Annotated in this window: 12 protein-coding genes; 10 read left to right on the top strand and 2 right to left on the bottom strand. The window is 44.3% G+C overall.

What is annotated here, in order from left to right; translation table 11 throughout:
- The first annotated feature begins 3 nt into the window (after positions 1-3).
- From ZYMOP_RS03025 to ZYMOP_RS02980, 10 genes are all read left to right on the top strand, one after another.
- Positions 4-576 carry a flagellar basal body-associated FliL family protein gene (locus ZYMOP_RS03025; protein ID WP_013933888.1) on the top strand — a complete coding sequence of 191 codons (573 nt, stop codon included), beginning with the start codon at positions 4-6 and terminating at the stop codon, positions 574-576.
- Positions 573-1,571, top strand: a complete 999-nt coding sequence (locus tag ZYMOP_RS03020; protein ID WP_013933887.1) for a flagellar motor switch protein FliM — start codon at positions 573-575, stop codon at positions 1,569-1,571. The genes ZYMOP_RS03025 and ZYMOP_RS03020 overlap by 4 nt, the downstream gene beginning before the upstream one ends.
- Positions 1,568-1,879: a flagellar motor switch protein FliN gene (gene fliN, locus ZYMOP_RS03015; RefSeq protein ID WP_013933886.1), complete on the top strand. Its 312-nt coding sequence runs from the start codon at positions 1,568-1,570 to the stop codon at positions 1,877-1,879. Before ZYMOP_RS03020 ends, fliN begins: the two co-directional genes overlap by 4 nt.
- Positions 1,880-1,884: 5 nt before the next feature.
- Positions 1,885-2,199, top strand: coding sequence for a flagellar biosynthetic protein FliO (gene fliO, locus ZYMOP_RS03010; protein WP_013933885.1), 315 nt, complete (start codon positions 1,885-1,887; stop codon positions 2,197-2,199).
- Positions 2,199-3,146, top strand: coding sequence for a flagellar type III secretion system pore protein FliP (gene fliP, locus ZYMOP_RS03005; RefSeq protein ID WP_013933884.1), 948 nt, complete (start codon positions 2,199-2,201; stop codon positions 3,144-3,146). Before fliO ends, fliP begins: the two co-directional genes overlap by 1 nt.
- Positions 3,143-3,415: a flagellar biosynthetic protein FliQ gene (locus ZYMOP_RS03000; RefSeq protein ID WP_013933883.1), complete on the top strand. Its 273-nt coding sequence runs from the start codon at positions 3,143-3,145 to the stop codon at positions 3,413-3,415. The genes fliP and ZYMOP_RS03000 overlap by 4 nt, the downstream gene beginning before the upstream one ends.
- Positions 3,416-3,428: 13 nt before the next feature.
- Complete coding sequence (gene fliR, locus ZYMOP_RS02995) at positions 3,429-4,226, top strand: flagellar biosynthetic protein FliR (protein ID WP_013933882.1); 798 nt, start codon at positions 3,429-3,431, stop codon at positions 4,224-4,226.
- Positions 4,216-5,391, top strand: coding sequence for a flagellar type III secretion system protein FlhB (gene flhB, locus ZYMOP_RS02990; RefSeq protein WP_013933881.1), 1,176 nt, complete (start codon positions 4,216-4,218; stop codon positions 5,389-5,391). The genes fliR and flhB overlap by 11 nt, the downstream gene beginning before the upstream one ends.
- An 88-nt stretch (positions 5,392-5,479) precedes the next feature.
- Complete coding sequence (fliD, locus tag ZYMOP_RS02985; RefSeq protein ID WP_013933880.1) at positions 5,480-7,168, top strand: flagellar filament capping protein FliD; 1,689 nt, start codon at positions 5,480-5,482, stop codon at positions 7,166-7,168.
- 59 nt (positions 7,169-7,227) lie between these two features.
- Positions 7,228-7,620, top strand: a complete 393-nt coding sequence (locus ZYMOP_RS02980) for a flagellar export chaperone FliS (RefSeq protein ID WP_013933879.1) — start codon at positions 7,228-7,230, stop codon at positions 7,618-7,620.
- 160 nt (positions 7,621-7,780) lie between these two features.
- Here the strand turns inward: ZYMOP_RS02980 and ZYMOP_RS02975 are convergent, their stop codons facing one another.
- Together ZYMOP_RS02975 and ZYMOP_RS02970 are read right to left on the bottom strand one after the other, a co-directional pair.
- On the bottom strand, positions 7,781-8,866 hold the full coding sequence (locus ZYMOP_RS02975) for an AI-2E family transporter (RefSeq protein WP_013933878.1): 1,086 nt from the start codon (positions 8,864-8,866) through the stop codon (positions 7,781-7,783).
- Positions 8,867-8,956: 90 nt separating this feature from the next.
- Positions 8,957-12,319 carry a glycosyltransferase gene (locus ZYMOP_RS02970; RefSeq protein WP_013933877.1) on the bottom strand — a complete coding sequence of 1,121 codons (3,363 nt, stop codon included), beginning with the start codon at positions 12,317-12,319 and terminating at the stop codon, positions 8,957-8,959.
- Between the last annotated feature and the right edge of the window lie 24 nt (positions 12,320-12,343).

Here is a 12,343-nt window from a genome sequence, read left to right as displayed (position 1 = left end):
TAAGTGAGCGAAGATGACGCGAAACTGCCGAAAAAAGGCGGTTTATTGAAATCGATAGTTAAAATACTGATTTTAGCGCTTCTTGCTATCGGGCTTGTTGCAGGTGGTAGTGTGGCGGGGGGATATTTCTTGCCGCGATATATACCGGCTATATTTGCACCGGCTTCAAGTGGCAACAATAAGGCTAATCAGTCAAAAGTTGATGAAAACTTGCCGAAAAAAGTGCCGCTTGATGAAAAGGATGCCTCTTCCGGTCAGTTCAAAGCCAGCTATTATGCTTTTGATAAGCCTTTCATTTCTAATGTCCAAAATAGCAGTAATCTAGTACAGATCGGTATCGGGGTTGCTACTTATTATGATGAGAGAGTAATTAATAATATCAAGAAGGATGAATTACCTATTCGTTCTGCTATTTTGATGACGATCTCTAATCAGGATAATCAGACTATCTCAACTGAGGCCGGTAAAAAGCAGCTCCAAAATCAGATAAAAGATGTCATTAACGGCGTTCTTAAAGACAAAGAAGGCTTTGGTGGCGTGGATAGCATCTACTTTACGAGTTTTCTTATCCAATGAGTAAAGCATCCAGTTCCAAAAAAGATCAGGACGAGGCAACCTCTTTATCCGGCGCCGAAATGGATGCCTTATTGGCAGAGCTGGGCGGCGATACACCGGATGAAGATTCCGAAAAGGAACATGACACCTTTGTTTTCGGGCAGGAAACGCTCAATCCTATTGTCCGTATGGCAGGGCTGGAACGCATTGCTGAAAAATTGGCACGCCGTTTACGCCTGATTATCGAACCCTTTGCGCGTGCTCGAACACAAGTCACGGTTGATGGTGTCGACATCCATCATTTTGAAAAATGGCGGCGTGATTTACCTGAATTTGTGAGTATCAGCCTATATCGTCTGGCCCCTTTAAAAGGGGGCACCATGATCGTTATGGACCCTCAATTTATTACAGGACTGGTCGATGCCTTTTACGGAGGGACAGGTATTGTCACGCCGTCTCGGGCCAAAGAATTTACGCCTGCGGAAGAAAGGTTGCTTGCTCGTCTTTCTGATACCATCGCTGAAAGTGTTGTGGAAGCATGGTCCGATGTTGTCCAATTGAAGGCACAATTTCTTTCCCGTGAAAATAACGGCGCCTATGTCACCATGATCCGAAATGATGAAGCGGTCGTTGTACAGCGCTTTACAATTGTGCCGGGGAATGGTCGTGCAGCACGTATTTCTATTGTTTATCCTCGGGCAACGCTGCGTCCTTTTGAAATGCACCTTGAAACGAAAGTGCATGATGATGCCGGACCTGCTGATGAAAACTGGACAAAACGGATGCGTTTGGCCGTTGCAGGTATTCCTATTCCGGTAAAGACTATTCTTGCGCGCCCTAAAATTACGATGGGGCAGTTAAAAAATCTAAAGGTCGGGGATATTATTCCGATCACCTTACCCGAACATTTGCCGTTGTTAGCGGGCAATAAAAAGATTGCCTATGGCAGCATCGGAGATCGGGATGGGAAAGCGGCCTTATTGATAGAAAAAATTGAACAGGAACCTGAAATATGAGTGATGATTCATCTGGTAATGGCTCTAAAACTGCGAAATCTAAGCGTGCGAAGGATCTTGGCCTTCTATCGGACATTCCTGTAAAAATGTCGCTTGAAGTGGGCTCAACTTCGTTGTCTCTCGCTGAATTACTAGATCTTGCAGAAGGCAGCATTGTCGAATTAGATCGTCAGGCTAATGAATTATTAGATGTGGTCGTGAATGGTAAGCTAATCGCTAAAGGCGAAGTTGTCACCGTAAATGGCCGTTTCGGGGTGCGCGTTGTCGATGTCGTATCTACAGAAAATAACTCCGCAGAGGATGATTAATCACGATGATCGGGGGTTATCTTCTCCATATGATGATCCCGTTAGCGATTGTTACGGGACTGATCATACTGACGATATGGCTGTTAAAACGCTTTAACCTGTTGCCCGCTTTACAGCCTGTCGATCCCAAGGAAAGTCGAACCATTAAATTGGTTGAAACCCTTCCTATCGGTCGGCGTCAGCAGTTAACCGTCGTTGAATTTGCTCATAAAAGATTGTTGCTCGCCATAACGGATAATACTGTTACCTGTTTATCGGAAACTGATGCACCGCCTCCGTTTTCTTTACCCGAGACTTCCGAAGGGGAGGATCTAATCTGATGGCCGGTGTTCAAGATTCGTCTCTATTACCGTCTTCCACGCTAGCCTTAGAGCCTCATGGCACGCTGAGACAGAAATCGGGTGTTTTTAAATGGGGATTACGCTTTCTTATCCCTTTAGGGCTGCTGTGCTCCTCTGTCGCTGTCGCACAACATGCACCGATAACATCCCACGCGGCCGCAGCACCGGCGGCCTCCTCGCCTGAAAGGCCTTCTGCACCAACACCCCCAGTGCCTCCTGCGGGATCTAATACCGGTGCCAGCAATACCAGTGCCGCTTTAAGTCGAAGTATGAATACCTTCCTCAATAATGGAAGGCCGTTAACGTTATCTTTGCAAATTCTGATTTTGATGACTTTAATGACGGTTCTGCCGTCTATTATTCTGATGATGACGAGTTTTACGCGTATTATTATTGTGCTGTCATTATTACGTCAGGCTATTGGATTACAACAAACGCCCCCAAATCAGGTATTGATCGGATTGGCTTTATTTTTGTCGCTTTTTGTGATGCGGCCTGTTTTGGATGAGATCAATACCACCGCTTTTTCACCCTATGGGAAAGGCGAAATCCAGATTGAAGAAGCTATTATGCGTTCGGGTAATGCCTTGCATGGCTTTATGACGAAGCAGACTAGAAAGGCAGATTTACAGCTATTTACGGATCTTGCCCATCATCCTCGTTATGAAAATGCAGAATCTATTCCTTTCACAGTCTTGGTGCCTTCTTTTGTAACAAGTGAGTTAAAGACTGCTTTTGAGATTGGGTTTCTAATATTTCTACTCTTTATTATCATTGATATTGTGGTGGCCTGCACGTTAACGGCCTTGGGCATGATGATGCTCTCTCCGCAAATTATTTCAGCGCCCTTTAAATTGTTGTTGTTTATAATGGTGGATGGCTGGACATTAACGGTAGGCTCTCTTGCGAGTTCGTTTGTCCAATGACCGATCCCGATTATTTCATCGGTGTTGCGCAACAAGCAATGTGGATAGCCGCCTTAGCTATTGCGCCTATTCTCATCCCTGCTTTGATAGTGGGCCTACTGATCGGTATGGTGCAAGCCGCCACCTCTCTTAATGAGCAAATATTAAGCTTTTTACCCAAGCTGATTGTTATCGCGCTTGTGTTAGCTCTGTTTGGTGGCAGTATTTTTGGGCTGATCGTTGATTTTATGCACGAAACTTACGGTCGGATTCCGGATTTAATGCGATGATGAGCATTTAAGTATGATTCCGGCACATTTAGCAGAGATCGAAAATTATCTCTGGATATGGCTGGTGGCGTTATTAAGACCGGGCGCTGCCTTTGTGGCGGCGCCGTTATTGGGCGCTAATGTTTTTCCTGTCACTGTTCGAATTATGCTGGCTCTAGCTGTAGGATTACCTGCTGTAATGGATGCCCATCTGATTTTACCGGATTCCGGCCTGTTATCTTTTACTGGCTTTTTCTTGGTTGCAGGGGAGATCGTTACGGGGATCGCTATCGGTTTTGCCGTTCAGATCGGTTACTCTGCCGGTTATTGTACCAGTGAACTTATAGGTAATGCTATGGGACTTGGATTTGCTTCTATGATCGATCCCGTCAATGGAAGCAATTCTAACGTCTTAACCCAAATATTCACTATTTTAGGGGCTTTTTTCTTTTTGGCAGCCGATGGCCATCTTCTTTTAATACGTATCATTGTTGAAAGCTATCAGACGATGCCCGTTGGCGGCCCTGGCCTTGATGGGCGCTTGTTTTTGAAGTTAACCCAATTCGGTGGGCAGCTTTTTTCTATAGGCATGCTTATCGCGTTGCCGGTTACTTTTTCTATTATTCTTGTTCAGATTATGATGGGATTTTTATCCCGCACAGCGCCTGCACTTAACCTTTTTGCAGTGGGTATGCCCATGGCGCTTTTAATAGGTTTTCTCCTACTGGCGGTTACGGCTCCGATGATCAGCGAGGGCTTCATGGATGCCATCCGTGCGGGTTTGGACATGGCGGACCAGTTAGCAAAGACAGGGGCCACCCATGGCGGATAGTGAGGTTGAACAAGACCAAAAAACCGAGGCACCAACCCAAAAACGGTTACGGGAAGTATCCGAAAAAGGGGATGTCCTTCAATCAAAAGAATTAACGATTGCTTTTGCTATGCTGGCCGCTTTGGCCTGGTTTCTGATGATTAGTCACACGATGTTCCATGATCTCACTATCATGCTGAAAATGGGACTTACTTTTAGCCATGATACAATTACGCGGTTTGATCCCTTCACGCTTTTTAAACGTTTGATTGCCTGTATTATATTACCTTTTTCGATGTTGTTTTTGCTGATTTCGGTGGCTGCGATTGCTGCGCCTGCTATTTTAGGTTCTTTAGGTTTTCGCTGGGAAGCTTTAAATTTTAAGCCTGAAAGGTTAAATCCTTTTACCGGATTTATGCGAATTTTCGGGTTGCAAGGTCTGGTCGAACTCGGAAAATCTTTATTAAAAACCTTACTGATTGGTAGCTTGGGTCTATGGATTTTATGGCAACGGCTTCCTCTTATTATAGGTTTAGGTCGTCATGATTTGAAGGCGGCTGTCTCTGAATTAGGCAATATCTTTCTATTACTTGTTCTGGTCATGTCACTGGCCTTGGCCGCTGTTGCCGTTATTGATGTTCCAATCCAGATTATTCGGCGGAATCGCCGTTTAAGAATGAGTAAACAAGAAATTAAGGATGAAAACAAACAAACAGAAGGGTCACCCGAAATAAAGGCAGCAATCCGCCAAAGACAAATTGCGGTATTTCGTGCATCCAATCGTAAGGCTGTTCAGGAATCGACCGTCGTTATTGCTAACCCAACGCATTTTGCGGTCGCTTTACGCTATAAAACAGGGGAAGATATTGCACCGATAGTTATGGCTCGGGGCGCTGATGAATTAGCGCTTGCCTTGCGTGAAATGGCTGAGGAAAGTAAAGTTCCGATCCTGCATTATCCCCTTTTAGCTCGTGCGCTTTATTTTACTTCAAAATCTGGTGAACTGATAAGAGAAGAATTATACAAGGCAGTGGCTTCTATTCTGGCCTTTATTTTTCGTCTTAATGCGGGTGAACCGGGGCTAGTGCCGCCCGTTGTGGATATACCTGAAGAAGTCCGGTTCAATGAGGAAGGACAACCCGAAAAAAGACCCAAAACGGAGCCTGATAAAAAGGAGAAGCTTTGATCTATCGTCCTTAAAACTACCCTATAGTAAAGGCTGTATTTAAATTTATTCCTCTTTTGCCGTTATCAAAGAGTGAAAGGATTGTTTTATGACGAGTTCAACTACCGGCGTAACTTCTACGTCTACCTCAACTGCGGCAACGACATCTACGTCGGCGGCACTTTCGTCAATCCTGACAACTTTAGGCGCTGGTTCAGGACTTGATACCTCGAATTTGGTAGATGAACTTGTCACGGCTACCCAAGCACCCCAGCAGGCAACTCTTGATACAGCGAGTACCAAGAATACTAATCAGATATCCGCTTTAGGGACGATCACTTCGGATCTTAGTACCTTGAATACGTCGCTCTCTTCCTTGATTAGCGGTGGTTCTCTTTTAACGCAGCCTACGGTTTCAGATAGCTCTGTCTTAACCGCAACTGCGCAAACCGGCTCACGATTAAGTAATCTTTCCGGCTCTATTGTCGTAAAGCAGTTAGCTCAGGCTGAAACGGTTAGTAGTGCTTCTTATGATGCTAATAAAACTTTTTCTGCGGGTTCGCTGACCTTTACCAATAGCTATGGTAGTGCCACCGTTTCAATTGATGCGGGATCTTCTTTGACGGATGTTGCCACTGCGATCAACAAAAAGCAGGCTGGTTTTACGGCTACTGTTTTGACCCAGTCATCAGGCAGCCAGCAGTTAATGATTACTGGAAATACAGGGGCAGCTTATGCCTATAGTGTCACTGGTTCTGACGGTCTGTCTGATATAAATTATGATAGCAGTTCTAATTCGGGCAGTATGACGGCTAATGTGGTCGCGCAAGACGCGAAATTATCTTATAATAATGTCGATGTAACGCGTAGTTCCAATAGTTTCAGTGATTTGATCAGTGGCGTCAGTATCACTTTAAAATCAACGTCTTCTCAGGCTGTTACTCTGGGTTCCGAGCGTCAGACAAGTAATGTTCGTCAGGCAGTGCTGAATTTTGTTGACGCTTACAACGAACTTTATTCAGATATTAGCACCAATACAGCTGTTAGCTCTTCTTCAAGTAGTTCGACTTCTGCTTCTGGGGTACTAGCGAATGATGCGGGGGTGCGAACCCTTAAAAATTCGCTCAACAGCATGATCAATCAAAAGCTGTCTTCTAATGGGACTTATTCTACCTTAGGTGAAATCGGCGTCGCTATTAATCGTGATGGGACATTGACGGCCAATACGACCCAGCTGGATGCTGCCTTGGCGAATGATCCTGATTCTGTGGAAGCCTTATTCAATCCAACCCAAAGTACGAGTAATTCGGCGGTTTCTATTACAAGTAGCGTTGGCAAGGTAACGCCGGGAACCTACTCCCTTACCGATGTAACCTATGACAGTACGGGTAACCTTACCGGCGCAAAATTAAACGGTAAAGCAATGCTGGTTTCAGGCAGCAGTCTTATCGCTTCTTCAGATTCGCCAGCTGTTGGTCTTGTTCTAAAAATAAGCGGTAGTAGCGTTACCAATTCCACTATTTCTATTGATGCGGGGGTAGGTGGAGCGGTTAACCAGCTTTATACGCAAATGACGGCTACGGGTGGTGCTTTGACAGCCAGTGAAAACACTTATAATAAAGTGGCAGCGAATATTACCAAACAAGAAACCGCTCTATCGTCAAAGATGGATGACTATCGCACCCGATTAAGTTCTCAATTTACGGCTATGAATACAGCCGTTTCAGGTTATAAATCGACTCTAAGCTTTTTGAAGCAGCAAATTGCCTTGTGGACAAACAGTGACAGCGACAGTTAAGTGAACGTGCGTAACAGAGATAATAGGGGAATGCTGGTGGAGGTTGCGGGCTGTAACAGATGAGTTATGCTCCTTTTTCACGGGCTGCGGCTCGCTATCGGGACGTAGATCTCGATTCAAAGGTAATGAATGCGACACCGCACGGATTGATCTCTTTGCTCTATGAAGAGTTGATCCGTGAGTTTAACGTTTATAGGTCAGCCTTAGAACAACAGGATCGTGAACGACGTTACACAGCACAGCAAAAAATTTTTAATATTATCGGTAATCTCGAGAGCTCCCTTAATTTTGAAAAAGGGGGCGATGTCGCTAGAAGTTTGTTTCATAGCTATGCCTATATTCGACAACGATTTGCCCAAACTTTGCGTACTCTTGATCCAGAGCCTCTTACCGAAGCCCGTAAGGCGGTTGCAGAGCTTTTATCAGCTTGGAATGAAATAGGTAGCCAATAGGTAGCCAAGCTTAGCCAAAGAACTAGGCTTAACAAAAAAACAGTTTTCCTTTAAAAAAAAGAGCCATTTTCTCCTTAGATGAAGAAAACGGCTCTTTTTATTTAAGATTATGACGGATGAATGCCTTTATATTTAATAAACGCTTTTATTCTTGATAATTTTATTTGTCTTTTTGGACATTTTTGGCATGTTCATTTTGAATATCAGGGCCATCCGCTACATCTCGCCAAACCATCATTAAAATAGCCATAAGGGCTGGCCCAAGAAATAACCCTAACAAGCCAAAACTTTCAATACCTCCCAAAATACCGACCAATACCCACAAGAAGGGCAGGCGCGTAGCACCACCAATAAGGATCGGACGAATAACATGATCAGCTACCAAAAGAATGACCATACCGGAGATAATCACTGTAATGGCAGCGCCAATATGGCCTTGCGCCACTAAAATAATAGCGACGATAGAAAATATAATCGGAGCACAAAAAGGAATAATCGCCGCAATAGCCGTCATTCCTCCAAACATTACGGCATGAGGGGTGCCTGTAAAAACGTAAATAACCCCTAAAAGCACGCCTTCGCCCAAACCCACTAAGACTAAACCGTCTAAGGTGCCTCGAACCGATAAGACAACTTGATGGGCAAATCGTTCCATATCCGGCCCCATGAGGCGCCGACTGATATTAATAGACATTTTTTGTAATTCAGTACCCGACCGGAACAGAAAAAACAGACTCATTAACATAAAAAAGAAGGTCGTTATGCGGCGGGCAATATTCGCCCCAAAAGCCCGTCCATGATTGATGAAATTACCATTAAATACTTGTGCCAGATGAATACTCGGGCTGTCTTGCGTATTTGACGAGAAGAAATCATGCCACTTATTGACTAAATTTTGATTGATAAAAGGTATTTTATTAAGCCATTCAGGCGGAGCAGCATCTTGTGTTTTTAAATCTTGAAAGAAATGCATTGCCGCCTGAAAATCATTCATTATTTCCAATCCAAAAAACAAAAACGGCAACACCAAGGTGATACCAATAGTAATCGTCGCTACAGTCGGCGAAAGCACTTTTTCGTGTTTAGGACCCAAAGCATTTTTTAATCTAAGCCAGAGCGGCCAAAAGGCGATTGCAATAATAACGCTCCAGATAAGCGCTGCCCAAAAATGACGGATCGTCCACAAGCCTAAGGCTGTGATGGCAGCCAGAAATATAAAGCGAAAAAATTGTGGCCGACTAGTCATAGTAAAATCCACATCTAAATTAAAAAATTTAATACAATATATAGATAAATAATTATTAAAATATTTTAATAATTATTTACACCAAAATAATTACTGATTACTTTCTGTTTGGACATGACCGGACCTTTCTAATTTATCCCACCCAACTAAAGGCCCTCTGATAGCTTGTGCTAAAGCCTTGATAACAACATAATACATAATTTGGCGATAACCGATACGCTGAGGTATCAACAGCCATAATAAAGACCAATGTTCCTTGCGTTCTAAAGCAAAAGCTACAACACCAGACATGAGGTCTATTAAGGTAAAGACAGCCCAGTAAGCCGCCATATTTTCAAGATCATCCCACTGTTGAATCCAGCCATGTTGATAGACCGCTATTGTTGTTGCGATGATATTCACGACGAAAGCGAGATCAATAATAGGAGAAATTGCCGCAAAACCGATCTGAAAGACAAGGGATTGGGGTAACCCGATATAGGCCAAACCTTTCGGTTTTCCTCTTTTGATAATACGGCGATGTTTCCACAGACATTGTAAGGTACCAAAAGCCCAACGGAAACGCTGCCGCGCCAAGGCCTGAATAGTTTCGGGTGCCTCTGTCCATGCTACGGCATAAGGGTCGTAGCGCACTTTCCAGCCTTGTTCTTGAATAAGAATCGTCAGATCCTGATCTTCTGCCAAGGTCTGATCTGGAAAACCTCCAACCTGACGTAAGGTTTCGGCACGCCATGCGCCAACAGCCCCAGGAACAACAGTCATAGCATTTAATAAAACTGTAGCGCGGCGTTCCAGATTTTGAGCTGTGATGTATTCCAATGCCTGCCAACGTGTAATCAGATTTATACGATTGCCGACTTTGGCGTTGCCGGCAACAGCCCCCAAGCGAGGATCAGAAAACCAACGTGTCAGACGAGCGATAGTAGTCGGTTCAAAATGGGTATCAGCATCAAGAGCAATGATAATTTCACCCTTAGCTTCTACGACGCCATAGTTCAAAGCGCGCGCTTTTCCGCCATTAGGCAGGCGGATAAGACGAACCTTAGGATTGTCGGCAAAGACGCGTTCGACAATGGCCGCGCTGTCATCAGTAGAACCATCATCAATAACGATAACCTCAATATTATTGACATCATGGCTGGCGAGCACTTGTCTGACAGAGGATTCAATAACCCTTGCTTCATTAAAAGCAGGAATAAGGACTGTTACGGAACGATCAGGGGTAATAGGCGGAAAAATAAGACGGTTTTCGCGCCGTGCTTGTAAAATAGACAGAGCTGATAAAAACAGCGCCCGCAAAATACCCAGCGTGATTGCCAAAGCAAATATCCAGCGAAGAGCAATAACCGTTCCTCCCAAAAAGGAGAAAAGCGCAAAATTCCAACGGGCTGTCATTTGTTCCATCGGACTTAACGGTGGCATTGCTGCATTACGGCTTAAATTGAGGAGATCTGAAACCAGTACTAGACGATACCCCTTAGCCCGTAAGGCATGAATTATTTCAGGCAACGCCTGAATAGTTTGAGTTCGATCCCCACCAGAATCATGTAACAAAACAATTTGGGCGCTTCTCTGTACGGAACCCTGACTTACTTGTTCTAAAACCTGTTGGATAATCTGATCTCGGCCCGGTCTCTTCCAGTCATCTGGATCAACATGTAAGCCAACGGAAAGATAGCCTAGATTTTGGGCGGCATAGACCGGATCAATTTCGTCGGCTGTCGTAGGTTCAGCGTCTCCAAAAAAGGGGGCTCGAAAAAAGCGTAATGAATGACCGGTGAAAGCTTGAAAAAGACGTTGGGTCGCGTTGACTTCAAGTATCGTGCTTTGGACACTAGCCCAACCCAGATTGGGATGAGTGTAGGTATGATTGCCAATTTCATGCCCTTCTGCAATTTCTCTTAGAAGCAAACTTCGGTTTGTAAGGGCATTTTCTCCAATGATAAAAAAAGTAGCAGGGACATGCTCTTTTTTTAGGATGTCCAAAATTTGAGGGGTCCATTTAGTATCTGGCCCATCATCAAAAGTTAAAGCAATTAAGCCCGGTCGATACCCCGCCCGTTCAATAGCATAGGGGAGAGGAATAGCCGAAAAATGTTCATCGGTAATCATGCCTTGATGATCGACTGATATTTGACGTTTCCCCGTTACTGGACGGCTAGCGACCCGCAAAATTTCCCCGGTACCTTCAATATCGACTTCTGTACCGGCAGGAATATGGCTTAACGCCTTGGTCAGATCAGTTGATTGAAAGGAGAGAGAATGAGTCTTCCCAAAAATATTCCATAAAGAAGGATCTTCTGAACCTAGTCTCCACAAAGCAAAAGCATTAAAACCCAAATGATGGGATAGGTTCATCTGATTGGAAAAGCTAACGCCATCCAACATCCATACATCATGGTATGCGCCTGCTTCATCATACGAAAAATGGGTGCTTCCTGTATTTTTATCAAAGAGAGGCGTTGTCCCAGACTCATGGGCGGTTAACCACGCTTGCTCTATTGAAATGGCATCGGTATCCCCGCCTTTTTTCCAATTATAAGCATAAGAACCCAGTGCAATAATAACCTTTTCGGGGGGTAAATGACGGGTTGCTTCTTCTACGACATCGGCAAACCAATCATTCGATGCGATAGAGCCTGGCTCTCCTCCTGGATAATGTTCATCATAAGCCATCAAAATGAGCTTATCACTGACTTTTGCGAAAGCAGGTAGATTCCAGGCTTCATCAGCAACAGGGGCCGCGACTGTTAAAATCCAGTGATGCGCTTCAAAGCGAGCATGGGTTTCAGCCAGAAGTTTAAGATAAAAGGGAAGGGCTGTTTTGGGAAGCGATTCAAAATCGAAGACGACACCATCTGCCTGATTTTTAAGTAGAAAATTATCAACCTGATCAATGAAACGAAGACGCGCTACAGGATCTTTCATCAAAGCCGCTGCATTTTTACCATCCCATTCGCCATTGCTGACATTTTGAATCATCGGTAAAATTTTAGGCCGTTGTTTGGCACTATTGATAATAGCATGACCACGCGGATCAGAAAATTCTGTCCATTCGTGATGCGGCCCTGTCACTGACAACCAGCCCGGTGATAACCAATCAATATCGTTAATATGGCGCGATAACGAAGCCACACTGGGATCATCCCAAGGCGTATAGAAAGCCATCGTTATGGTATCTTTAGGCGTTTTTGGAGGCGTCTTTGCAAAACCGATACGCGATAATGCCCGATGGAGATTAATGCGTGTGTGAGGTAAAATGCCATTCGGTTGCGCTTTAATCGGGGGCCTTCCTACCGTAAAAGGCAGGTTTTTTCCGATAGGTGCAATAGCAACAGTCGCAAATAAAGTGACAATAGCTAAAAAAAACAACATAAAAAAAGCGGTGATAGCAATACGAAATCGCCGCCGTCTTTTCCCCGATGAATCATAAAATACTGGTTTTTTATCCATATTTCTTATTTTTATGCGCTTTTT

The organism is Zymomonas mobilis subsp. pomaceae ATCC 29192 (genome assembly GCF_000218875.1).
Lineage (GTDB): Bacteria > Pseudomonadota > Alphaproteobacteria > Sphingomonadales > Sphingomonadaceae > Zymomonas > Zymomonas pomaceae.
The sequence above is the reverse complement of the archived record's forward strand: the minus strand, read 5'-3'. Positions and strand labels throughout refer to the sequence as shown.